24 protein-coding genes are annotated in these 25,218 nt (G+C 44.5%); 14 read left to right on the top strand and 10 right to left on the bottom strand.

Features of this window, described 5'->3' with window-relative positions:
- Positions 1 to 523 precede the first annotated feature (523 nt).
- The 7 genes from JHD45_RS15580 to JHD45_RS15610 form a co-directional block, all read right to left on the bottom strand.
- The gene (locus JHD45_RS15580; RefSeq protein ID WP_325097315.1) at positions 524 to 1,558 is read right to left on the bottom strand and encodes a divergent polysaccharide deacetylase family protein; all 1,035 of its coding nucleotides are present in this window, start codon (positions 1,556 to 1,558) and stop codon (positions 524 to 526) included.
- 11 nt (positions 1,559 to 1,569) lie between these two features.
- The gene (locus JHD45_RS15585) at positions 1,570 to 2,883 is read right to left on the bottom strand and encodes a S41 family peptidase (protein WP_199477438.1); all 1,314 of its coding nucleotides are present in this window, start codon (positions 2,881 to 2,883) and stop codon (positions 1,570 to 1,572) included.
- Between the two features lie 54 nt (positions 2,884 to 2,937).
- Positions 2,938 to 4,086 (bottom strand): murein hydrolase activator EnvC family protein, encoded by a 1,149-nt coding sequence (locus tag JHD45_RS15590; RefSeq protein WP_199477439.1) that lies wholly within the window; start codon positions 4,084 to 4,086, stop codon positions 2,938 to 2,940.
- 8 nt (positions 4,087 to 4,094) lie between these two features.
- Positions 4,095 to 5,630 (bottom strand): 2,3-bisphosphoglycerate-independent phosphoglycerate mutase, encoded by a 1,536-nt coding sequence (gpmI, locus tag JHD45_RS15595; protein ID WP_199477440.1) that lies wholly within the window; start codon positions 5,628 to 5,630, stop codon positions 4,095 to 4,097.
- Positions 5,631 to 5,748: 118 nt separating this feature from the next.
- The gene (locus tag JHD45_RS15600; RefSeq protein WP_199477441.1) at positions 5,749 to 6,654 is read right to left on the bottom strand and encodes a LysR substrate-binding domain-containing protein; all 906 of its coding nucleotides are present in this window, start codon (positions 6,652 to 6,654) and stop codon (positions 5,749 to 5,751) included.
- 194 nt (positions 6,655 to 6,848) lie between these two features.
- Positions 6,849 to 8,120: an NAD(P)/FAD-dependent oxidoreductase gene (locus JHD45_RS15605; protein WP_199477442.1), complete on the bottom strand. Its 1,272-nt coding sequence runs from the start codon at positions 8,118 to 8,120 to the stop codon at positions 6,849 to 6,851.
- A 109-nt stretch (positions 8,121 to 8,229) separates the two neighbouring features.
- A complete protein-coding gene (locus JHD45_RS15610) occupies positions 8,230 to 9,774 on the bottom strand; it encodes an aldehyde dehydrogenase family protein (protein ID WP_199477443.1) in 1,545 nt (514 codons plus the stop codon).
- Positions 9,775 to 9,968: 194 nt separating this feature from the next.
- On the opposite strand from JHD45_RS15610, the gene JHD45_RS15615 reads away from it, so the two are divergent.
- From JHD45_RS15615 to JHD45_RS15650, 8 genes are all read left to right on the top strand, one after another.
- The gene (locus JHD45_RS15615; protein ID WP_199477444.1) at positions 9,969 to 10,838 is read left to right on the top strand and encodes a LysR family transcriptional regulator; all 870 of its coding nucleotides are present in this window, start codon (positions 9,969 to 9,971) and stop codon (positions 10,836 to 10,838) included.
- A 146-nt stretch (positions 10,839 to 10,984) separates the two neighbouring features.
- Positions 10,985 to 11,785 carry a DUF1338 domain-containing protein gene (locus JHD45_RS15620; protein ID WP_199477445.1) on the top strand — a complete coding sequence of 267 codons (801 nt, stop codon included), beginning with the start codon at positions 10,985 to 10,987 and terminating at the stop codon, positions 11,783 to 11,785.
- Between the two features lie 201 nt (positions 11,786 to 11,986).
- Positions 11,987 to 12,409, top strand: coding sequence for a rhodanese-like domain-containing protein (locus tag JHD45_RS15625; RefSeq protein ID WP_199477446.1), 423 nt, complete (start codon positions 11,987 to 11,989; stop codon positions 12,407 to 12,409).
- A 7-nt stretch (positions 12,410 to 12,416) separates the two neighbouring features.
- Positions 12,417 to 12,671 carry a glutaredoxin 3 gene (grxC, locus tag JHD45_RS15630; protein WP_199477447.1) on the top strand — a complete coding sequence of 85 codons (255 nt, stop codon included), beginning with the start codon at positions 12,417 to 12,419 and terminating at the stop codon, positions 12,669 to 12,671.
- A gap of 92 nt (positions 12,672 to 12,763) precedes the next feature.
- Positions 12,764 to 13,240, top strand: a complete 477-nt coding sequence (gene secB / locus JHD45_RS15635; RefSeq protein WP_199477448.1) for a protein-export chaperone SecB — start codon at positions 12,764 to 12,766, stop codon at positions 13,238 to 13,240.
- 246 nt (positions 13,241 to 13,486) lie between these two features.
- The gene (locus JHD45_RS15640; protein WP_233407873.1) at positions 13,487 to 15,214 is read left to right on the top strand and encodes a hypothetical protein; all 1,728 of its coding nucleotides are present in this window, start codon (positions 13,487 to 13,489) and stop codon (positions 15,212 to 15,214) included.
- Positions 15,215 to 15,245: 31 nt separating this feature from the next.
- Positions 15,246 to 15,842 carry a penicillin-binding protein activator LpoB gene (locus JHD45_RS15645; RefSeq protein ID WP_199477449.1) on the top strand — a complete coding sequence of 199 codons (597 nt, stop codon included), beginning with the start codon at positions 15,246 to 15,248 and terminating at the stop codon, positions 15,840 to 15,842.
- Between the two features lie 77 nt (positions 15,843 to 15,919).
- Entirely contained in the window at positions 15,920 to 16,906 is a 987-nt protein-coding gene (locus JHD45_RS15650) for an LPP20 family lipoprotein (RefSeq protein ID WP_199477450.1), read from the top strand.
- A 54-nt stretch (positions 16,907 to 16,960) separates the two neighbouring features.
- Here JHD45_RS15650 and pobA read toward each other — a convergent pair whose 3' ends face one another.
- Positions 16,961 to 18,157, bottom strand: coding sequence for a 4-hydroxybenzoate 3-monooxygenase (gene pobA / locus JHD45_RS15655; RefSeq protein ID WP_199477451.1), 1,197 nt, complete (start codon positions 18,155 to 18,157; stop codon positions 16,961 to 16,963).
- A 344-nt stretch (positions 18,158 to 18,501) separates the two neighbouring features.
- Between pobA and JHD45_RS15660 the strand changes: the two genes are divergently transcribed.
- From JHD45_RS15660 to JHD45_RS15685, 6 genes are all read left to right on the top strand, one after another.
- Positions 18,502 to 19,401 (top strand): helix-turn-helix domain-containing protein, encoded by a 900-nt coding sequence (locus tag JHD45_RS15660; RefSeq protein ID WP_199477452.1) that lies wholly within the window; start codon positions 18,502 to 18,504, stop codon positions 19,399 to 19,401.
- 186 nt (positions 19,402 to 19,587) lie between these two features.
- Entirely contained in the window at positions 19,588 to 19,770 is a 183-nt protein-coding gene (locus tag JHD45_RS15665) for a hypothetical protein (RefSeq protein ID WP_199477453.1), read from the top strand.
- 347 nt (positions 19,771 to 20,117) lie between these two features.
- Positions 20,118 to 21,896, top strand: a complete 1,779-nt coding sequence (locus JHD45_RS15670) for a GGDEF domain-containing protein (protein WP_199477454.1) — start codon at positions 20,118 to 20,120, stop codon at positions 21,894 to 21,896.
- Between the two features lie 142 nt (positions 21,897 to 22,038).
- Positions 22,039 to 22,845, top strand: a complete 807-nt coding sequence (locus JHD45_RS15675) for a UDP-2,3-diacylglucosamine diphosphatase (RefSeq protein WP_199477455.1) — start codon at positions 22,039 to 22,041, stop codon at positions 22,843 to 22,845.
- A 119-nt stretch (positions 22,846 to 22,964) separates the two neighbouring features.
- On the top strand, positions 22,965 to 23,408 hold the full coding sequence (locus tag JHD45_RS15680; protein WP_199477456.1) for a MarR family winged helix-turn-helix transcriptional regulator: 444 nt from the start codon (positions 22,965 to 22,967) through the stop codon (positions 23,406 to 23,408).
- Between the two features lie 71 nt (positions 23,409 to 23,479).
- Entirely contained in the window at positions 23,480 to 23,911 is a 432-nt protein-coding gene (locus tag JHD45_RS15685; RefSeq protein WP_199477457.1) for an organic hydroperoxide resistance protein, read from the top strand.
- Between the two features lie 138 nt (positions 23,912 to 24,049).
- Here JHD45_RS15685 and siaD read toward each other — a convergent pair whose 3' ends face one another.
- The gene (gene siaD / locus JHD45_RS15690) at positions 24,050 to 24,841 is read right to left on the bottom strand and encodes a biofilm regulation diguanylate cyclase SiaD (RefSeq protein WP_199477458.1); all 792 of its coding nucleotides are present in this window, start codon (positions 24,839 to 24,841) and stop codon (positions 24,050 to 24,052) included.
- Entirely contained in the window at positions 24,842 to 25,216 is a 375-nt protein-coding gene (gene siaC, locus JHD45_RS15695) for a biofilm regulation phosphoprotein SiaC (RefSeq protein ID WP_199477459.1), read from the bottom strand.
- Positions 25,217 to 25,218 lie beyond the last annotated feature (2 nt).

The following is a 25,218-nucleotide window of genomic DNA, read 5'->3' on the forward strand; positions in this document are numbered from 1 at the left end:
AATTAAAACCAAAGAAATGATGGTAAAAATGGAACTATTTATTTTTTTTATAAAAAATGTGCACACTTTTCACACACAAGATTAATCCGTGCACAAAAATTGGTCAATATAAAAAAGACAAATCTATGAAATAAAATAGGGAATTTGGCCGACAAGAAAGCACAAAACACCATAGATTAAGAGATTTTAAGGATTATATTTCAAACAATAGAAAGCGTCGCACCGAAAAAAGGCAATAATCGATGTAAGGAAAGGCAAAACAACAAGACTTCACAGGTTATTTGTGTCAAGACATTGTCATCTCTTAAATATAGACAAAAAGCACAGAAAAGTTTGTCAAAAAACTCCGCTTTTCTATCAAAAAACTCTGGAAACTGTCTTTTTTAGCAAAATAGTGAGCCAGCCTTTTTGCAACATCACGAACCAACGCCTTAACACTCCATAGAAGAGCTCAATAGAAAAACGCACTTTTGAGGCTGCTCTAGAACCAGAGCAGCCTCAATAAATGATCTAGATGAGCCACCTATAGAGAAGGGGCGTGATAGCTGAGTATCTGCGATAGAGGCACCAGAACAACATCATCCTTATTGAGTTGCGTTAAACGCTTCTTCAAATAAGACAAAGTTTCTGGATAGGGATGGCCAATTGCCATGGCTTGACCACGATGTTTTGCTAGCTTAATCAACCGAGAAAACTGACGATCTATGGCTTTTTCCGTGCGAATGTTATCCAAAAAAACATCCCGCGTGGTGGTTTTCAGACCATATCTCTTCGCTGTTACCCCCGCCACACTATGAGAAGACGTTAAACTGTCTATAAAAAACAAATGGTGCTGTTTCAAAGTCTGCATCACCCAATCCATCGACTGCTGATCGGCAGTCAGCAAACTTCCCATGTGATTGTTCACCCCTTGAATACCAGGCAGGCTGTCGATATCTTTCGTCAACGCAGTTTTTAGCTCCGTTTCCGACATCCGCGCATACAATCCGCCAGGCCCTAACTTCAACTCCCTTTCATTTTCCATCGGCGCATGCAGCATGGTGAGTCGTCCTTGCTCTTTGGAACGCACTGCCGTTTGATGAGCAAACGGCGTCATTGGTAGAATGGCTAATGCCACTTCTTTAGGTAACTGTAAAGCCCCTAACATTCCTCTGCGATTATAACCAAGGTCATCAATCAAAATCGCAATCCTCACTTTTCGACCAAGCAAAGACGAATCACGAGATAACGTGGATGATTCAGGCTTTTGTCCCTCGACCACACGATCATCAATGGTTTGTAGCATCAACGGACGATCATCATCTTGCTGCTCAGGGTTCAAAGCATCAAACATTATAAACTCTGATTGATCTTTCCCTGATGGCTCCATTGCACTTTTCAACGGAGCTGTCAGCGACGCTAACCAAGAGGTTAAGGCAGGAAAACTCACTGACTCCGTCGAAACCTGAGCATGATAAGGTACAGGATGACTTTCATGAGCAAACAACGCACAGGCAGTCAAGCCTATATAGAGCGAGACAAACAAGCGCATCATTCGCTTGATCGGAACAACTTTCACAATAAACTCTCTCAAGAACGGTGATCAAACTTAGGTAGTGTTTTCAAAATTGTCACCGCTTGAAACAACTGAAAATCTTTTTTCGCTAACTCACTTAACTTAACCCCTTGCGTGTCAAAGCGATCCGCTCCACCTGTTCCATTACTTAAATGTCCACTTAATTCAGACTCTTTGACGATGAAAGGCTCTTTGGTCAAGCTTAGAGTAGCTTGCGGAACAACAAGGTCAGGAGTAATACCCTGCGCTTGGATAGATCGTCCATTAGGTGTGTAATACAGGGCGGTCGTCAACTTGACAGCAGCGCCATTCGATAAAGGAATCACCGTTTGCACAGAGCCTTTACCAAAGGTATTCGTTCCTAGGATCAAACCGCGATGATGATCTTGCAAAGCACCTGAAACAATCTCGGAGGCGGATGCCGACCCTTGGTTGACAAGCACGACTAAAGGCACATTAGGCAACAGGGTGTTTTTCGTTGTTGCTCTAAATTGGCTGTTCGACGCGTCATCTCGGCCTTTGGTGTAGACAATCATACCTTTATTGATAAAGGCATCAACAACGCCCACTGCGGCTTGTAACACCCCACCTGGGTTGTTTCTAAGATCCAACACAACTCCCTTAATCGGCTTTTGCTTTTTCAGCTTATTAATCGCATGATAAAACTCTTGAGCCGTATCTCCCTGAAACTGGCTGATGCGGAAGTAGGCAATGTTATCCCCTAGCCATTTTGTCGATACACTATTATCGGCAATCATCTGGCGTTCAAGGCTAAAATGTTTGATCTCACCATGGCGCTCTATATCAAGAGACAATGTCGTGCCTGCGTCACCACGCATCAAATTCATGACATCCTCAAAGCTCATGTTGGTAACCACTGTATTGCCTACCTTCACAATCACATCACCAGGTAAGATGCCTGCTTTCGCAGCGGGAGACCCATCAATGGGAGAGACAATCACTAGCTTATTGTCCTTCAATTCCACTTCAACTCCGACTCCAGCGTATTCCCCTGTCGTCAGCTGATCAAAATCTTTCACTTCCTCTTTCGTCAAGTACTCAGAATGGGGATCCAAGCCAGCTACCATGCCTTTGAGTGCTTTATTGAGAATTTGTTGATCCGACATGGGGTGTACATAGTTGTCACGGATCGTTTCAAAGGTCTCCACAAATGCTTGTATTTGCGACAACGGCAATGTCGAGTTCTCCACTCCTTTATCGTTGACTGCAACCGCCTTCTTGGCACTAGAGGTATCCGCTGCGAAACTTGGCTGCATAGAAAACGCCACCAATAAACACACCACTCCACGACTTAAGAACTTCATCATACTTTTTCCTGTTGTTATCTTTGGTGACTCATATTAGGGATGAGCCGCCCTCCACTAACGCCGTCTTAGCCACGCGAGTGGCTTAAGCGGCGTACCATCATGACGAATAGCAAAAAACAATGCGGGTTCAGAACGACCACCCGAGCTACCAACGGTGGCAATCACATCATTCGCATTGACCCACTCACCGACTTCTTTAAGCAAACTTTGGTTGTAACCATACAAAGACATATAGCCATTGCCATGGTCGATAATAAGTAAAAAGCCAAACCCTCTTAACCAGTCGGCAAACACCACACGTCCATTGAAAATGGCATGAACTGGCTCACCTTCTTTACCTTTTAACGTCACCCCACCTAAATTGATACTGCCATCCGAGGGCAGTTCAACCAAGGGTCTAAGTGGTGGTACTAACTTACCTTTTTGTGATGAAAAAGGCACATCCTGATCTGGTAATTTTATATCGGCCAACGCTTCTTCAAGCTGTTTCAAGACACTTTCTAATTGCTGCTGATTCTTTTTTAGCTGTTCGGAGCGCTGATTGCCCTTTTTTAAATCTTGGTCAAGCTTCGCTAATAGCTCACGACGGCTTTGTTTTTCTTTATTTAACTTGTCACGTTGAGCGAGCAAAGAGGCCTGTTCTTGCGCTTGCTGTGCACGTTGGCTACGGATACTTTTTTCCACCAAGTTGAGATCATTCACTTGGCTGGCGTAACCATTAATAAGGGATTGACGGGCATCGGATACATAACGGTTGTACTGAACTAATCGATCCACGTCTTTACCAGAACCGTTCAGCAAAAGCTTAATGGCTTCTTGCTTGCCAGAACGATAAACCGCCCTCAATTGGGCGGCTATTTGTGAGTTTTGCTGTTGAATACTGAGCTGCAGGTCTCCCTGCTGAATTTTCAGCTTCGAGAGCTGTTTTTCTCCCTTTTTTAAGCTCTCTTTTAACTGATCAATTTGTTTCATCAAGTGTTGGATGGCTTTTTCTTTGCTCTCCAATTGATTTTCCACATCAGACCGTTGAGATTTCACTTCCTTCATCCAACGATTGAGCTTTTGTAGGTCTTTCTTCAGTGCTTCAATTTGTTGCTTTGCTTGCTCTGGTGTTTGTGGTGTGTTTGACGCTGTTGCCGCCCAACTCACACTGGACAGCAACAGGAGAACCCAACACAACACATGACGACAAAAAACTGCCATCGGTTACCTCACGAACGCGTGAGCAGACTGGTGCCACTCATTTCTTCTGGCTTGTCCATACCCATCATCTCCAGCAAGGTGGGGGCGATGTCTGATAATGCACCATCTTTCAGCCCTAGATGTTGATCACCATTTGGTGCGAACAAAACCAAAGGCACAGGCCCAGTGGTATGCGACGTCAAAGGTTGAGTACCATCATCACTCAACATTTGCTCAACATTACCGTGATCTGCCGTAATCAAGCATTGGCCGCCATTCTCTTGCAATGCCTCCATAATACGACCGAGACAGGTATCCACGGCTTCAACCGCTTTCACCGCTGCATCAAAAATACCACTGTGCCCAACCATATCGCCATTAGCAAAGTTACAAATGATTGTGTCATATTTGCCAGCTTTGATCACTTCTACCAATTTATCTGTCACCTCAGGTGCACTCATTTCTGGCTTCAAATCATAAGTCGCTACATTAGGAGAGGGAATCAGCTCACGATCTTCTCCCTCAAAAACGGCTTCTTCCCCGCCGTTAAAGAAGAAAGTTACATGGGCGTATTTTTCCGTTTCCGCAATGCGCAGCTGTTTTTTACCTGCTTTGGACAACACTTCCCCTAAGGTATTGCTTAACGCAACGGGAGGGAAAGCCACATCGGCTTCAATGTCCGCAGCAAACTCAGTAAAGGTAACAAAGGCAGCATAATCAGGGTGGGCTTCCCGCTTGAAGCCACTAAAGTTCGGATCTGTAAACGCACGAGTCAACTGACGAGCGCGGTCTGGCCTAAAGTTCGCAAAGACAACCGCATCACCATCCTGCATGGAAACAGGCTCACCAATCACGGTGGCTTTCACAAATTCGTCGTTTTCATCACGATCATACGCCGCTTGAATGGCCTCTTCTGCCGTCTTGGCTTGGAACTGGCCTTTGCCCATAACAATGGCGTCATAAGCCGTTTGTACTCGATCCCAGCGATTATCACGATCCATTGCAAAATAACGGCCCGTTAAGGTAGCGATCTTACCAACACCTAACGCTTTTAACTTATCTTCTAACGTTGCAATGGGGGTTTTGGCCGAGCGTGGAGGCGTATCCCGTCCATCCGTAAAGCCATGAACATACACTGCTTTTGCACCACGTTTTGCCGCTAATTCACACATGGCGATGATTTGTTCGTAGTGACTATGAACCCCACCATCCGACAATAATCCCATGATATGAACCGCTTTACCTGCTTTAACAGCTTTATCGACCGCGCCAACCAGCACGTCATTTTCAAAAAAACTGCCATCTTCAATGGCTTTACCGATACGGGTGAAGTTCTGGTACACAACACGACCCGCGCCAAGGTTCATATGGCCCACTTCTGAGTTGCCCATTTGCCCTTCTGGCAAGCCAACCGCAAGACCCGATGTTTTGATAAAGGAATGGGCTTGGTTTTCCCATAGAGCATCCCAGTTTGGCGTATTGGCTACGGCAATCGCATTGGACTTTGACGTGTCACTGTAGCCCCATCCGTCAAGAATAAAGAGTGCTGTGGTTTTCTTATTCATGGTGATCCATCCGTAAGTTGGTCATAATGATGTTTCGGTCTATTTGCTTCGATACTATCACAGACCTGTAATTTTGTTACAGGCTCTGCTTTCTATTCTAACCATTAATCTTCTCTATTTATTCACTGCCAATATTCGCTAATAGCCAATCTCGAAATGCAACCACTTGTTCTAAATCCGCTTTGTCCGCCGGATAGGATAACAAATACTCATTGGGTGTTCTCACTTCTTCGCCAAAAGGGGCAACAAGTTCTCCTGCCTCTAATGCTTGCTCGGTCAAAATAGTCGGCATAATAGCAATGCCCATATTATTTTTCGTGGCTTCTAATAACATATGGAAATGAGCAAAAGACGTACCCGCAAACGAACCACTTTCTAACCCTTTTGCCACCAGCCAATCAGGCCACGCATTCATACGTGATGACAAGTGCAACAAAGGAAACTGTGTCACATCATGGCATTGCCAATCATTCAATCTTTTTGTTTGATCAAACTGAGTCAAAAGACGGGGAGAGCACACAGCAACCACTTTTTCAGAAATAAGCCGATGAGAAACCGCCCGAGGCCAATGATCGCCACCATAGTGTAAAATGATATCGATGCTATCCGCATCAATCTTTGCCGCATCATCTAATGAGCGCAGTTTAATTTGAAATTCCGGGTGTGCTTGCTGAAACCTTGCCAAGCGCGGCATCAGCCAATAAGAAGCAAAGGTGGGGAGAGCAGAAATGGTCAGCGTTGTTTTTTCATCTTCTCGATGCAGCATTTTTAAGCTGGCGATCTCCATGCCATCTAAAAGCGGCACCACCTCCTTGTAATACGCAGCGCCAGTACTCGTTAGCACAAGCCGTTTATTCAATCGAATAAATAAATCCCGCGACAAGAACTCTTCTAGATTACGAATCTGACGACTCACTGCACTCTGCGTAAGATGCAGCTCTTGAGCAGCACGAGTAAAACTAAGATGTCTAACCGATGCCTCAAAACACTTGAGCGCGGTTGACGACGGAATATAACGCCGCATGTGATAGCCATTACTTATTAAAATGAGAGAGGCTAACTGTAACGTATTCGATACACTTTCCCAAACATTGAATGATACGAATGCACTATTATTGCGCACTCATTTCATTCAACATCATTCAGTCAGCACGTTTTATTAATTTGAATGGAACACAACCCAAAAGGCAAGACGAAACTGAGCACCTACTCTTTAGACTAATCTAATGCATGCGCCTTTTGCCCATAATGATAGGTATGAGCCCCGACTTCATAAAACATGCGCTTCAACTCACGCAAAGGGATATTACGCAACAAGGTAGTGGGTACCGAGAGCGAATCACGCTGACCAACAAACCACTCAGCGAGCTCTTTGCCCATAACGGTTCCCGGTCCAATGCCACGGCCACTGTAACCTGCGACACTATACAGCCCCTGCTGAAGCTGCTGGCAGTGGGGTAGATGGTCTTCGCTGTAAGCAATTTTTCCTGTCCAGCAATAATCCCATTCAACCTTATCGAGCACAGGGAAAATTTCCGTGACTCGTTGAGTCGCCCAGTTTGATAACACACGACCTTCACCGCCCATACCACCAAACACTAAGCGACCTTGCTTATCCATACGAAACGAACTCATGACCGTGCAAGTGTCCCAAACGCCTTCTTTATTTGGCAAAATTTTCGCCAACTGCTCGTCATTGAGCGGCTTAGTTGCCAGCTGGCTGTAAAAGATAGGGACGAACTTGCGCGCTTGTACTCTCACACCATGCTCACTGTAGGCATTGGTCGCCAAAATGACTTTTTCAGCGCGAATTTCCCCTTGATTGGTCTTTACTTGCCAACCATTTTCACAGGGTAAAATACTGTCTACTGGCGAATAATCATAAAGTTTTGCGCCTTCTTTAATCGCTGCATGGGCCAGTCCTCGGGCATACGCCAGAGGCTGAATGGTCCCAGCACGAGGATCAAATAAGGCCGAATTAAATTTGTTCGAACCAATACGTAATTGCGCTTCGGCAGCGCCCAAAAGCTCTACTGGCGCACCACGCTTCCTCATTTGCTCATAGCGACGTTGCAGTTGCGCCAGACCGGCTTTCCCGACGCCCGCGTGTAAAGTTCCATGACGTACCGCTTCACACTCAATTTTATACTCATCAATCAAGCCATAGACATAATCTGGCGCGGCGGCCAAAGCGTCATACATAACCCTACCTGCTTCGGGGCCAAGGGCTCGATCTAGTTGGTCAGGCTCTAACCAAACCCCCGCATTGGCTAGACCCACATTACGACCTGAGCCACCAAAACCGATTTCTTGTGCTTCCACCACCGCCACACTGACGCCTAATCTAGCCAAATGCAAAGCCGCCGATAATCCTGTAAAACCGCCACCGACGATCACCACACTCACATCCTGAGACCCCGTTAAAGGCGTGAGCTTGGGACCTGCTGGCGCAGTTGCCCGCCATAATGAATCGCATACTGCATCAGACATAATCAAACCTCAAAGTAAATGAGAACAAGGTAAAAACAACAAAGGCGAGCGTCTGCTCACCTTTGCTTTTCATGCTATAGACGCTAATCGTAAGGCTTGCGTTTTTCCCTTACTCAAAAACAATCCCTTGAGCCAAAGGTAAGTCGCCACCATAGTTAACGGTATTCGTCGTGCGGCGCATATAATTTCGCCATGCATCAGAGCCAGACTCACGACCGCCCCCCGTGTCTTTTTCACCGCCGAAAGCGCCGCCAATTTCCGCACCAGAGGTACCGATATTCACGTTCGCAATGCCGCAATCTGATCCAGCTGGAGACATAAATAACTCTGCCTCACGCATACTCTCAGTGAAAACGGCCGAAGACAGACCTTGCGGTACTTCGTTTTGGATCTCAATGGCTTCATCAAATGACGAGTAGGTCAATACATAAAGAATCGGTGCAAAGGTTTCTTCATGGACAATAGGCGCATCATGAGCGATACGAACGATCGCTGGACGTACATAAAAGCCTCCCTCAGGCACGCCTTCAGTTACCCGATCACCACCACAAACAATGGTGCCACCTTGTTTTTTTGCCGCTTCAAGAGCCGCTTGCATACGCGCAAAGCTGCCTTCATCAATCAGTGGCCCAACTAAATTACCATCCGATAATGGGTTACCAATGCGCAGAGACCCATAAGACTTCGCCAAACGTTCCACCAAGCCATCCACAATCGATTCATGGGCAATCAAACGACGTAATGTGGTACAGCGTTGGCCTGCGGTTCCGGCAGCCGAAAACACAATTGCACGCAGTGCCAAATCCAAATCCGCCGTTTGAGATACAATCATGGCATTGTTCCCACCAAGTTCCAGTAGTGAGCGACCAAGACGACCCGCTACCGTTTTTGCGACAGCCCGTCCCATAGCAGTCGACCCCGTTGCCGAGACAAGCGGGAAAGTATCGCTTGCCGAAATGGCTTCACCAAGCTCACGATCGCCAATCATCACACTGACCGATGCTTTCGGAATATCTGGCATATCAGCAATGACATTTTGCGCTATTTGGTACATGGCCAACGCACACAAAGGCGCTTTTTCAGAGGGTTTCAGCAAGACAGGATCGCCACATACCAAACCAAGCATGGTGTTCCAAGACCAAACCGCCATAGGGAAATTGAATGCAGTAATCACAGCTACAGGCCCCAATGGTTGCCATTGTTCCATCATTCGGTGACCTGGGCGTTCTGAAACGATCGACAAGCCATGCAGCATACGCGATTGCCCCACCGCGAAGTCACAGACATCAATCCACTCTTGCACTTCACCAAGGGCTTCCGGAAGAATTTTACCTGCTTCGAGGGAAATCACTTGGGCCAGTTCGTGTTTATACTTACGGGCTTCTTCACCAATACGGCGAACCAATTCACCACGACGCGGTGCTGGTACAAGACGCAGCGCTTTAAAGGCGTCTTTTAGTTCATCATTTACTGTATTCAGTTGACTTGGCGTAGCATTTTTAAAAGTAGAAAGTATCGCGCCATCAATTGGGCTACGAACAGAAAACGAACTACCACTGCCCAATACTTGTGTATTACCCGTTAATACGCTGAAAAACGTCTCGCCCTGTTTGAGCGTATTGATACCGAGCGTGTCTAAACAAGCTAATGTCATGGGGAACCTCTTTCGTTAAATTCAAGGAGCTAGGCGACGCCAAACCGCGTTACCTCTAATATCTTCACCATATACTGCCTTTGACTGAATTGAGAAATACTGATTTCCTGCCTCTGGTCTAGTTTTTAACTATAGCCTACGCCATACTGGTCTCATTACTGATCAACCTATTCATCAACAAAACTGAGTTAGACATGGACATTCGATCATTACGCTATTTTATCGCGGTATTTGAAGAACGTAGTTTGAGCGCCGCCGCCAAACGCTGCTTTGTCGCCCAGCCCTCTATTTCTGCCACCCTAGCGCAAATGGAAGACGATCTAGGTACCAACTTATTTGTGCGTCATTCCAAAGGGGTCACACCAACCGATAGCGGCACCCAGCTCTACCCTCATGCCTGTAAGATGATCAGTGAAATGAACGCCATGAGAGAACTTTTTTCCCAGCCAGCCAACTCCCTCGACCTATCAGTTTCATTGATGCCTTTTTTATCGGGCGCCCTAATTGGCAAGGTCATCAAAACCATGTTAGAAGAAGTGCCTGAACTGAAACTTAGTTTGGTTGATGACACAGAAAGCGCTGATTTACGCTTCACATGCAGTCGTTATAAACAAGATGACGACGTGTTCTACCCCTTATGGGAAGATGAATACGTTATCGCAATGCCCACCGACCATTGGCTATCTGACTTCGTCACGGTATCCATCAAGCAAATAGACCGACAACCCTTTATCTCGCGCACACCCTGTGACATTTTAGAGTCATGGAATTATCTGGTACAAAAAAGTGGTCTATCAATGGACGTGCGAGCGACAGTCAAAACAGAAGAATATGCTCTTGACCTAGTAGCAGCTGGTTTAGGGATTTCCCTAATTCCAGAACACTCAGCACGAGGTAGAACCGACATATGCCTTCGTCACTTAAACGATGTCAATCTAAAACGCATGGTGGGGTTAGCTCATCACAAACAACACAGTTTTCCCGCCCATTTGATCCAAGCGATTTTATCGGCCAAGACCAGCATTGTGAGTAATAAAACGCATGCGGAACTCAGCTCACCTTAAATACAGACCGAAATAACGGGCTTTTTGCATCCTAAAAACCTTGTCGCATGATCAAAACGCATCAACCAGTGATTTTTTACCCTTTGTATCTTCCGCTAATAATCCAGTACAGTTGAGTAAATACAACAATGAATATCGAGGTTACTATGCAGCCATCCACGTTCTTTGACTCTTTATGGCAAAGCTATGTCAAAGTGACACCACAAGCCGATCGAATACAAGCTCTGTTTAAAAGCCACGGCGAAGAGGTTCTTAATGATCATGTAGCCTTTCGTACCTTCGCAAACTCGCCGATTGCTTTGGCAACGCTAGAACCACAACTCGAAAGTATGGGGTATAAAGCATACGGTGCTTTTTGCTTTGAAAACAAACACCTGGTGGCTCGTTGTTACAAACACAGCGATTCCTCTTTGCCGAAAATATTTTTGTCCGAATTACTGGTTGAAGAGTTACCAACAAACTGTCAGCACATTATCCAAGGCTTGATTGAACAGATCCCAACCGATGCCGTACAAACCCCTGAAATTTTCTGGGCTGGTTGCCTATGGGATACCATTTCGCTGAAAGACTACAACACCCTTGCTGAACACAGTGAATACGCGGCCTGGTTAGCCACCATGGGATTACAAGCGAACCATTTCACCGTAAGTATCAATAAACTAGACACCTTCACCAGCATCGAAGAAGTCAATCAGCTGCTTCAAGACGAGGGTTATGTATTGAATCAGGTAGGAGGATTAGTAAAAGGCTCTCCTGAGCTTTTTCTGGAACAATCTTCTACCATGGCAGACAAAATAAACTTCACCTTTGCTGATGGTGAAGAAAAAACTATCCCAAGTTGTTTTTATGAGTTTGCCCGTCGTCATACAATGCCAGACGGCAAGATTTTCGACAGTTTTATCGAAGGTAATGCCGATAAGATCTTCGATTCCACCAATACAAAATAACACTGATCGTCGGTCATTTTTAGCAACTTAGCGTGAAAACAACCTTCAATAGCGAACCTTAAACGGTTTGCTATTGAAGATTATTTCACCCATAACAGCTATACATCCTTCCATATTCCTTACCGCTGATCATCAGAGAGTATGTACCGATTCCACAGGCCGTGTATAATGCTGGCAGTTTTTAAATAGGCCTACGAGATTATGATCAATCAACTTATTACATTTGCAACCAATCACTGGGAACTGGTCGCGCTCTTCGTCGCGATTTTGATTACATTGATCTTCAATGAAACCAAAGGTGGCCCTAAAGGCGTGTCTACAAGCACAGCGACCACCCTGATGAACAATGATGAAGCCGTTGTTCTAGATATTCGTCCAGAAAAAGAGTTCAAAACAGGACACATTACTGGTGCAATTAACATTCCCGCAGACAAAATTAAAAGCAGCCTAAACAAGCTTGAAAAACACAAAGACATGGCCATTATCGTGGCGTGTAAGACAGGCATGAATTCCAATGCTACTGCCAAAGAATTAAATAAAGCAGGGTTTGCAAAAGTCTTTAAACTGAAAGGTGGTATAACGGAATGGCAAACATCCAACCTACCACTGGTAAAAACTAAGTGAGGCAACCATGGCCAATGTCACCATCTACTCTAGCGATTACTGCCCTTTTTGCATCCGTGCAAAGCAGCTATTAACCAGCAAAAACGTCGATTTTAACGAAATCAACGTAGACGGTCAGCGTGAGCGCCGCCAAGAAATGATGGAAAAAAGTGGTCGCCACACGGTTCCACAGATTTGGATAGATGAGTTACACGTCGGGGGCTGTGATGAACTCTTCGCCCTTGAACGTGAACATAAGCTAGACCCTCTATTGGCAAAATAAGCCTAGAGCCGTCTTAATATACACATGCCTTACTATGGCAGGCGCTGCTTTGATGCAGCGATAATAATAACCCTACAAAGGAAAGAGTAACCATGGCTGAAAACACTGCAGCGACCGAAACTGAAGAGCAAGGCCCACAGCTTTCTATGCAACGCGTCTTTTTGAAAGACATTTCTTTTGAGTCTCCACGCTCTCCAATGGTCTTTCAAGAAGAGTGGAACCCTGAAGTGGGCTTAGAGCTCAATACGCGCAGCCGTCAAGTTGGCGAAAGTGTTTATGAAGTGGTTCTAGACCTCACAGTAAACATCAAAAATAACGATGAACCAGCTTACTTAGTTCAAGTACAGCAAGGTGGTTTGTTTGTCATCTCTGGTCTGGATGATCAGCAACTTCATCATGCTCTTGGCGCTTTTTGCCCAGCAACCTTGTTCCCATACGCTCGGGAAAACGTCGACTCTATCGTGGTAAAAGGCAGCTTCCCTGCTATTATGCTAGCACCAATTAACTTTGATGCCCTCTACATAGAAAGCTTACAAAGCCAACAAGCTGAGACAGACACCACTCAGTAATAGCAGATCAAGTGTTTTGTTAAAAAAGAGGCCTAAGGTCTCTTTTTTTATGGCATAGTATTACTCTTGACGATACATTTTACCTTGCTAATGAGCCGACATTTCTATGTTTAAGAAGAGCATGCCCAAGAAGAAAAAAAAGCCCTGCCCTTATTGCCTAAAAATGCGTTGGTTTTTGCTCTATTTTGGCTGCATTGCAATGGTGGCATTGTTGGTTGCCAATAAATTTTTTGGAACCGGTCAGTAATGTTGTCGATGGATAAACAGACAACAGTATTCTCACGTCAAATCATGATGCGTCCCATTGTCTTTATTAAGTATTTACTGATCGGCTTAGTCATTACGCTATTATCGGGCTGCGCGACCTATCAACAAGAAGTCCATAAAGGTTTAGCACTTGCCCATCATGGTGATTGGAAAGACGCTGAGAGCCAATTTAAAAGCGCGCTGGACAAACCCCAGGATAAACTCCTTTACTACTTAGAAGCGGGCGCTCTAGCCCAGAATCAAGGCGATTATAAACGCAGCAACCAACTGTTATCGAAAGCCGATATACTCAGTGATACCTTTTTCCAAGAAAACTTTAAAAATCGCGCTTGGGCCCTGTTAAGTAATCCAAGACAAGGGGATTACCGTGGCAATGGTTTTGAGCGCGTTTATATCAGCTATCTTAAGTCGCTTAATTATCTGGCCTTAGCGCAACAAGCAACACAGCCAATTCAAAAACGTCAATTACAAGACGCCGCCCTCGTCGAGGCCCGCCGCATTGATAACAAACTCAATGAAATCCAAGCGCAAGAACCCAGTTATGCAGCATTAGATGCCAAAGAAAACCAAGCGTTTTACCTCAAAGCCCTCGACTGGTTAAGCGGTTTTTATACCCGTGGACATAATGACAAGTATCTGTACCGAGACGATGCATGGGCGCGCTACCTTGAAGGAATACAATACGAGCAAAGCAAAGACTACGACGATGCTCGAATTAGCTATCAGCAAGCCGCTAAACTGTACGAATCAGGCTATGCAAAACAATACGGACTGTCTAATGTTACGGCGGAACGCGCTTGGTTAGATACCATTCGTATGATGCGTAAAGGCGGAGATTGGAGCCAAGATGACATCAATAGATTGATCCAACAAAAATTATCGCCAGCGATGCAAAAAACACTTAAGGACTATCAACAAGGCGATGGTGAACTCATTATCTTAGAAAACGAAGGGTTTGTTCCAGCCAAGAGTGAGCTGTCATTGCAACTCTACGCCGATCCCGACGCATACTCATTAGTGCTCGCGCCATTTTTGGCCAATGGTGACAACCAACAAAACGATGCCTTTCGCTGGTTTACCATGGTGTATGCTGACGTCAACCCGCTTAACTTAATCGCTAACTACAAAGCGGGCGGAGCCTGGGGGGCGTTTGGCGGTGTGTTCACCAAACGAGTCATTTTAGGCCCTACTGTATGGAAACAGCTCGAACGAGCCCATCTGGATACCTTATTAACACAACAATTTATTCGCATTACCGTGCCTTATTATCCGCGCTTCACCTTAGATCACCATATCCCGCAGATCTCGTTAAACGGTTCAGACATCAAGACCAATAGCATCCGAATGAGCTCCTTATCAGATATCGCCCTTCAGGAACAACTGTCCAACGCGCAACGAGACATTTATGAAAGTTTGGTGAGAGAATTATTACGTAGTTGGCTAGCGTTTCGCATTGCCAACAGTGTACACGACGATACGGCAAAATTAATACTAAGCTTAGTGGGACAAGTCGCGGTGTTTAGCAGCTCTGCGGCGGACACCCGAAACTGGCTGACCCTGCCAGCCCAAATTCGGCTAACACGAATTCCACTAAAAGCCGGTGATTACACCCCTCAGTATAAGATCAATAATAAAGATTTTTCACATGACAAAATTGTGATAAAACCCGATAACATAACATTGTGGAACTTGCGTAACCCTTATTAGCCACTGAAGAAGACCAACAAGGATTTAAATAATGCAAACGGCTCATTGGAAACATCTCGTACTCATACTCTTTGCCTTTATGCTGACGGCCTGTTCGACTACCGTTCAGCGCATCAACCCAGATCAAGAGGTCGCCCTGTCTGATCGTTGGAACAATATCGACTCGAAACTGGTCGCCGACGCCATGATCAATGACATGTTAAGCTTCCCTTGGTACCAAAACTACGATTTCACCCATAAAAGAAAGCCAACCATTATCATCCAAGAGATTCGTAATAAGAGCGATGAGCACATTCCGGTGGATACCTTTATCAACGACATTAAACGCAGCCTGCTGCGTGCTGGTAACGTGAACTTTGTGGTCTCTGGTAGTGAACGCAGTGATATTCGTAAAGAACGTGAGGATCAGGCTCTTAACGCTGCCCCTGGCACCGCAGCGAAATTCGGTTTAGAACAAGGGGCCAACTTTGCGCTTTCAGGCACCATCAGCTCAATTGTCGACTCCAACGGCGACGAGCGAGTGAAATTTTATCAGGTCGACCTTAAGCTTATTAATATGACCACCAACGAAGAAGTCTGGAACGGTCAAAAACAAATTAAGAAATTGTCGAAAAAAGGCTTTTTCTAATGAGGAAGACAGGACCCAAATGGCATTGGTCGTATTGTCTAGCTATCACAAGCGTCACCCTGTTACTGAACGGGTGCATGGAGACAAACGTAAAAGACGATACTACCATGGCCATGACGCCCAACTTGGTGACACCAACGACGGATAAACTCCCCAGCTGGGTTCTCTCTCCCCCTCAAGACAGCTCACACCTTTATGGTGTGGGCAGTGCCCCACGTATCGACAATATTGCCTTGTCTTTTGCCCAAGCAGAACAAAATGGTAATGCACAGATCGCACAACAACTGCGCACCCAAGTGAGTCAAATCAATACACAAAATACGCAAGTCTCGAACGCCACCGGACAACCTGAGCAAGTAACCCGTATACAAAGCGCTTATACTCAAGTCAAAACGCCGCCGATTGAGCTAGAGCAAACCGTCAATGAAGCCCGCTTTGCTGGCAAAGATGTTGTCTACGCCCTGCAATCTATTGATCGTAATCGTATCGTGGCAAAGCTTAAGCTCACCATGCAGGATATTGACGAGGCTATTCAGCAGCAAGCCAGCCAACTCTCCAGCAAGCCTGGTACAGCACCAAGAGAACAGGAATGGCGGACTTATATGCAGCTTATCCCTTTGTTCGCTAAGCGTAAAACGACACATGATGAGTTAGCCCTTTATGATCAACACGTGAGCTCTTTTCTTCATTCAGACCCAGCCATATCCAGGCTAGAGACACAAACCAACAAGGCACTATCTGAATTTGGATTTGATACCACAAACACGTCGTTTCCACAGGCACTGAATAGTGCGCTATCGACCTTTGGCCTCACGCCCAAAATGCACTCTACCTTTCAACTTACCAGTCAAACCAGCCAACACAGTCAAACACAAGACGGGCGATTTTATGCCTTTGAAGAGGGGACGTTAAGTTTATTGGACTCTGCAGGAAATCAGTTGGGGACTTGGACAGCCAGTGGCCGAGGCATCTCAACGGATAAAAGCGCCGCCATACAACAGGCCAAAGCTGACTGGTCTCATCAAGCTATTCAGGGGATGTTTCATTGGCTAACCGGACAGTAATAAACCCAATAAAAACAGATTTCTATTGGGTTTTTATCAGAAGCAAATAATAGATTACACCAAGTCTTCGTAAGGTAAACCGACATATTGCATAGCAATCACACGACGCCCGGCTTCGTTATCTGTATAAAAGTTCAATTCAGACTCCATAAATTTAGCGTGCGTCTCTGTTTCTAGATCATTTTCACCACTAAAATCATGCAGCATATTGGTCATCCACCAAGAAAAGCGCTCACCATTCCAGACCCGACGTAGGCAAATATCGGAATATTGGCTAATACAGTCCTTATCGCCTTCTTTGTATACTCGAGTCAGCACTTTGTATAGTGTCGCCACATCGGACGCAGCTAGATTCAAACCTTTCGCCCCTGTAGGTGGGACGATATGTGCGGCATCGCCCACAAGGAACAAATGACCATATTGCATCGGCTCACACACAAAAGATCGTAATGGCGCAATGCTTTTTTCAATACTTGGTCCAGTAATCAACTTTTCCGCCACATCGTTTGGTAAACGGTTTTTAAGCTCTGTCCAAAATGCTTCATCACTCCAATCTTCGACCTTGTCTGTCAAAGGCACCTGAAGATAATAACGAGAACGAGTGGCGGAACGCATACTGGTCATGGCAAAACCACGATCGGTTTTACAATAGATTAATTCATCGTTCACCGGTGGCGTATCAGACAGCACTCCTAACCAGCCAAATGGATAGACACGCTCATATTCTTTGCGAGAAGAGGCAGGTATGGTTGGTCGAGACACCCCATGAAAGCCATCACAACCAGCAATATAATCGCAATCAAGACGGTAACGTTCACCCCCTTGCTCGAAAGTTACATACGGTGTATCGGTTTTCACGTCATGTAGTTCAACATTGCTTGATTCGTAATAGGTTGTTAAGCCTGCCGCAGCACGAGCGTCCATTAAGTCACGGGTTACTTCGGTTTGCCCATATACCATCACCGTGCTGCCACCGGTCAGTTTTTCCAGCTCGATTTTCACACGTTTATTATTAAATGCCAGCTCGACGCCAGTGTGTACTTGACCCTCTCGGTCCATTCGCTCACCCACACCCGCTTCGCGCAGTAAGTCCACCATGCCTTGCTCTAATACACCAGCACGAATACGTCCTAAGATGTATTCCCCAGACACCCGCTCAATAATCACATTATCAATGCCTTGTTTGGACAGTAATTGTCCTAGTAATAGGCCAGATGGACCAGCACCAATAATCGCTACTTTTGTTTTCATTTTCTCTCACCTATTGTTTTTGTTGTTCCAGTTCAACAGCCCGCATAGACATACTGTTGATTTGAGAGGGCGACACCTTAAAAAAGGCTCAAAAACGCCCGAAAGTGTCTTCATAGTGAGGGATAGGAACGCTGAACGTTATGTCATTTCTGTTCAAAAAATTGTACTTTTTGTTCAAGATAGCTTAGTTTAATTTACTGTGATATATATAAAAACATCACTAATGACAAAATTAATCAATTAAAAACAAAAAGTTAAATTCAATCAATCATATTAATTAGTGATTTTCTCTAACACTAAATTCAATAGGATATTGCATCTTTCGAATACTGCAGAAGAATAAAATGGCGAAAAATACCAATAACATCCCTCATTTTGGCCTATATGGCGAATCAAGTTGGGTCGACGATCCGGAGTTTTTTCATATCGAAGACATTGTCTCCCGCAGTGAAAACCTTGACTGGAAAATTAATGCCCATCGCCATGCTCAGCTCTTTCAAATTCTTATCTTAAAGGCCGGTGGAGCGCTGGTGCAGATGGATGAGAAACAACAAAAGTTGGTCGGTAGTTGGGCCATCATTGTACCTGCTGGCGCTGTTCATGGTTTTCGATTTGCGCCAGACACTGATGGCCGAGTCATCACTATTGCCGAGCCCATGCTAGAAGATATATATCGAGAAAAAGCAGCACGTTTCGTTAAACCTCTTTTAAGCCAACCAAGCTATATCAACTTTAACGGTTATCAGCCGGCTTTTTCTGAATTATGGCCCCTGCTTTCCCAATTAGAAAAAGAATCAGAGCAAACCCGTAAAGGTCGTGTTTTGATGAGCGAGTATTTGATCAAAGCCATCTTGTTATTATTGCGTCGACAACAACTCTCTTCAGGCATATTAAGCACCGACATCACCCTTCAAAGTCAGCAGATTCACGAGCTAAAAGAACTCATAGAAAAACACTACAGACAACACTGGAGCAGTGAGGAATACGCCACCGAGCTGGGAACCTCTGTCAGCCGTTTAAACCGACTGAGTAAAGCCATGCTGAATCACAGCGTCCATGACTTAATTTGTGATCGCCTGCTACTGGAAGCCAAACGCAATCTTATTTATACTGCCCGATCAGTAGAAGAAATTGCCTATGATTTAGGCTTTAAAGACCCAGGTTATTTTTCACGCTTTTTCAAAAAAGCTTGCGGTATTCCACCAGGACGATTCCGCGCACTTGCTAACCAGCCAACGGCCTAAATTTAGCGTTCATACCCTTCTGTTTCCAATCATTTCCTTGTGAGTTCCTTTATTGATAAGGACCTCACTATAAAGGGTGAATTTTTCTAACCTCTATGCTGAAAATTGATCGTTTGTACAAATTTCCACGGGCTCTTATCATTAACCCTGTCGATAAAGACAACTTACATAGATAGGAGAAACACCATGAAAAACGATTACAAATACGATAGCTTAGGTAATTTAGATACCGACTATTACGTTGAAAAAGCCTATGAAATGCGTCGTGTATACTTTGCTCTTATGATGAAAAAAGCCGTTGCCAGCGTAAAAAATATTTTCTCTGGATTCAGTGCTGCACGTCATTCACAAGGACATACTGCTAACTAATTTTTCTACACGACGTTTCACTCAGCAAGCGGTGAAATAGACTTAGTTGGCTAGCTTTGTATACCTCAGCCATAGCAATAACTAAGAGCTTTCTGTAACCGATCGAAGTGCAACAAGAATAATATCGATCTGGCTACAGCTCTCCTTTTTCTCTCTAGAACATCTTGTTTTTTTCCCATCATCCCGCTATTTTCCTTTTTCACACTACATAGACTGCCTATTTTCTTACGTGTCTGATAAGCAGCTAAACCATACCAAAACCTATTCGTCATGAAATCGTCATAATTTAGACATAAAATTATTCAACATACATGGATGGGTAATCGATAACATTTGGATAATAAACAATGAGCCAAATAGATGAACTGCAATTATTAAATAAAATCATCCAAAACGGCTTAATTACACCCGTCTTTCAGCCCATATATGATTTGTCTAACGGGGCTATCTATGGTCATGAGGCGTTATCACGAGGCCCTAAGAATAGTGCCCTATTTAATCCAGATGCCTTATTTTCTCTTGCCACAAAAAAAGGCCTGCTTCATGAGTTAGAGCTTTTGTGCCGAGAACGGGCCTTATCACGTTTTGCGAAATTAGAACTAGAAGGACGCTTATTTTTAAATGTGAGCGCCTCTCTGCTTAGCTCTCCTTTGCACCAAAAAGGTATGACACTGGAAATTCTGAATAATTTAGGCTTGGACCAAAAGCGCATTGTTATCGAGCTATCAGAACAACATCAATATGACCACAATGGCCTATCAAGAATCAGTGTAAAACATTATCGAGACATGGGATTTCACGTTGCCATTGATGATTTAGGTGTTGGTTATTCAGGGTTACGTCTTTGGTCAGAATTGCAACCTGAGATCGTCAAAATAGACAAACACTTTATTCACAACATTGACAAGGACGAAATCAAGCGTGAGTTTGTGCGCTCCATTTTGAGCATATCACAACGGTTAAAATGCATTCTGATTGCCGAGGGAATCGAAACGCAACAAGAATTGGATCAGCTAATCGACCTTGGTATTGAATTTGGACAAGGCTATTTCTTGGGCCACCCAACGGACAAACCCGCGTTTTCGACTCATCCCTATTTGAAGAAACAGGCACAAAGGCGAGCCGTATTTGAAGTGGATCATTCGGAAACGGTACGTTCTCTGTCGCGAGTCACGCCAACTGTCCAAATTGATAGTCACTTAGATGAAGTCTCAAACCTGTTTAAAGAAAATCAGGATGTGCATTCTATTCCGGTGTTAAAAGATGAAAAGCCAGTGGGCGTTATACGACGTCATCAGCTCCATGAATTATTTTCTACGCCCTATGGGCGGGCACTGTACGAGCATAAGTCAGCTGCCCTATTACTCAGCGAAGACATTATTGTAGTCGAAAGTAATGTCAGCCTATCGACAGTGTCGACATTGGTAACCAACCAGGAAGCCGATACCTTGAACAATGAAATTGTCATTGTTCATAACGGTAAATTCCTTGGCACAGGCTCCCTAAGAGATCTGCTAAGACGCATTACAGAATTGAAAATCCAAAATGCGACCTACTCCAATCCACTTACTCTCCTCCCAGGGAACGTACCTATCAACCAAGAGGTCATGCGACGCTTATCCAATCGTGAAAATTTTCATGTGGCGTATTTTGATCTCAACGACTTCAAGCCGTTCAATGATTATTTTGGCTATTCCATGGGGGATGAAGTAATCCAGCTGGTCAGCAATCTGATTAAAAATATCATAGAGCCGACGCGTAACTTTATTGGGCATGTGGGTGGTGACGATTTTATCGTTATTTTTTCAGACGATCATTGGCAAGAACAGTGTCAGGCAGTGCTAGATCAATTTGCTCATCAAGTGCGCCAATTTTACACCCAAGAAACCCTGCAAGCTGGTGGTGTATGGGGGAGTAACCGACAAGGCGAAAAGGTTTTTCATCCCGTTCTAAGCTTATCCGTGGGGGTTGTCGATTTACGAGCAGATCAAGGATTAAACCATCATCAAGTGGCAGAATTAGCGGCATTAGCGAAAAAGTCGGCAAAGCAACAAGGTGGCAACCATCTGTATATTCAACCCTACCAAAGTGCGTACTCTCGCCCTGCTTTACAAAAACAATCGTAAAAATAAAGTGACCGTTAACACACTTCAATCATAGGAATGAAGTGTGTTAACGTCCTCAAACTGTCACGACACTGTCTCAGAGCTGTCATGTTTCTTCCTTAATCTAACACTAAAGCCACAGCGTTAGCCATAGGACGAAACGATGCAAACGACTTTTCGAACGGTGTTTATATCCGATGTGCACTTAGGGACTAAGGCATGTCAGGCCGCCCATTTACTGGACTTCCTTACCACGATAAAAACAGACACTTTATACCTAGTGGGCGATATTATTGACCTTCAAGAAATGCGTCGAAAAGCACATTTTATCGACCTCCACTATCGGATTGTAGAGCGTATTTTGTATATGGCAAAAAATGGCACTCAAGTCATTTACATTCCTGGTAACCATGACGCCTTCTTTCGTCAATTCACTGGACAAACCCTCTCTGGCATCGAGATTCGTCTTAACGCTCGCCATACCACCGCTGATGGCCGACATTTCCATGTAAGCCACGGCGACGAGTTCGATCAAATGGTTAAAATCAGCCCATTGATGCTGGCTATCGGTGATCGAGCTCATGGCGCTATGTTGTCACTAAACCAGTGGATTAATGGTGTACGGCGTTTTATTCGGCTCCCTTATTGGTCCCTCGCTGGCTACCTAAAAAGCCATATCGGCAAAGCCAAAGAATTCATTCATCGCTTTGAAACAGCAGCCCTCAAATCCGCTAAAAGCAAACACCTTGATGGCTATATTTGTGGTCATATTCACTTCGCTTCCTTTCTTTTAAAAGAGGGAACTTTGTATTGCAACGATGGTGACTGGGTTGAACATTGTACCGCTCTCACCGAGTCAAAAACAGGCGAACTCAACCTCCTTCACTGGTCAGAGCAACCTAAACACCTTGCAACAGAGCCTCAAGATGAGCAGTGGCAAGGCAATCCGCTAAGCCGCCAGCCTAACTAGATTTACTCTATCAAGCTCATTTATTAAAAATAGATAGCGCACTATTTAATATCTTGAAATTAAATAGTACACTACTTATTATAAAACACACCCAGACAAAAGAACAAGGTAAGTCAGCCATGCAAGACACTCCCAAATTAAATGAGCTTTTATGTTTTTCGCTCTATTCAACGTCCCTGGCGATGAATAAGTTGTATCGAAAACTCTTAAAGCCGCTGGGCATCACTTACCCACAATATCTGGTGTTAATTCTACTTTGGCAACATAAGTCTTACCCTATGACCAATATTGGTGAAGATTTGTTCTTAGATTCAGCAACGCTGACCCCCTTATTAAAAAGAATGGAAAGTGCCAATTTAGTGACACGTCGTCGAGATAAGCAAGATGAACGACATGTGATTATTGAGTTAACGGAGCAAGGCCAAGCATTAGAAGACCAGGTAGAAAGTGTTTTTCAAGAGGCTATTTGCGCCTCTCAACTGTCGTTAGAAGACATTGGTAGGACCAAACATGTAGTGGATACATTGAGGCAAAATCTCATTCATTACAACGATAGCCACTAACCAACAGGGGGCGTTACCTTATAACCCCCTTGTGATAACACGTTTAAACGATGACAAAACAGGAGTCAGATATGACAGCATTAAACCAAGTACTATACACCGCTCACGCAACGTCTAAAGGCGGCCGTACTGGCGAATCAAAATCCGACGATGGTAAATTATCTGTCACTCTTAGCACGCCAAAAGAACTAGGTGGCAATGGCGGTGAAGGGACTAACCCTGAACAACTATTCGCAGCAGGCTACTCTGCGTGTTTCATGGGGGCATTGCAATTAGTCGCTTCTCAGCAGCAAGCAAAATTGCCAGCAGACAGTACAATTGATGCAGCTATCAGCATTGGACCAATCGATCAGGGTTTTGGTATTGCCGCGAAATTGACGGTTAACTTACCAGGAATGGATAAAGCGCAAGCAGAGAAGCTGGTTGATGATGCTCATCAAGTTTGCCCATACTCCAACGCCACTCGTAACAACATTGATGTTACCTTAGTCGTGAATGTATAAACATTTAGGTCTGCTCACTAATCTGGAGCGATCTATTTTATGAGCAAGATGGTTGTTTCAAAAAAGGGCGTCTCAACATGAGAAGCCCTTTTTTATGCGACAGCTATTTATTCTTGCTGTCGAGCTCATCAAACCGATTTATGAGCCAACGATGAGACAGTTACGGCCTTTTGATTTGGCTAAATATAAGGCATCGTCCGCCCTTGAGAGAAGCGTGTCCATTGAGTCTTCTGCGCGAAAACAGCTAATACCAACACTAATGCTGGTCGATACCGTTTTATGATCACTTGAGAGACGATACAAGGCCACTTCATCACGCACTTGCTCCATCAAGGTAATGGCCTTTTCTTGGGAATATTGAGGCAATATAACAAGAAACTCTTCCCCTCCCCATCGACCTAACAAGCCATGATCATTGATGATGTTATTCATTAACTTACCCAAAGCCACTAAAACATCATCCCCCACCTGATGACCAAATTGATCATTCACTTTTTTGAAGTAATCAATGTCGATCATCGCAATGGCCAAATCCTCAGACGACGCATCATCTTGATGCTCGACAGCATAAGACAAACGCTTCATGATAAAACGTCGATTAGGCAATTCCGTCAGCGGGTCGATTAACGAGGTTCTCTCCAACTCAAGATTCAACTGGCGCAAATTACGCTGATAACGATCCGAGATCCGGGTTATTTTTTCTAACTGACGTAAGTGCTTATCAAAGCGTTCACTTAAGCTTTTCTCGCGCTGCATCATCATATCTTGGTAAGAATCGGACAATCGTGTCAGACGATCCATTCTATTCCACTGATCTTGATTCACCTCCCATAACTGACGCAACGCTCGACTCGCTGGATGGTCGTTATATTGGGGGGTATTGAGTATTGTTTGAATCTCCTTTTCAAGCTCAGAGAAATTGGTTTTCATCTATTTACCTATAATCTCAAAGGGAAAATGGCAGTCTTCTTTGAATTCTTCAGCTAACTCAGCAACACGTTCATTATCTTCATCAAAATACCAATTCACTGAGACCTGACGACCTTGTTGAAAGAACTCTTCCATTTCATCAAAGATGTCCATCATGACTTTAATACTACTGGTATTCAAATACAGTAATGACAACTCAAGCTTAAGCGGCGCAGTCGATTGCGCTAAATATTGACTGACCCAAGCCACCACATCAGCATACAACTCATAGGAGTTTTCAGGGTAAGAATCACCTTCCATATATAACGTACCTTCTTGCCAGCTAGCTCTCACACTCGGCGAAGAAACGGTCCCATCTATTTTCAAATCTTTCATCG

Source organism: Marinomonas spartinae, from assembly GCF_016461715.1.
Lineage (GTDB): Bacteria > Pseudomonadota > Gammaproteobacteria > Pseudomonadales > Marinomonadaceae > Marinomonas > Marinomonas spartinae_A.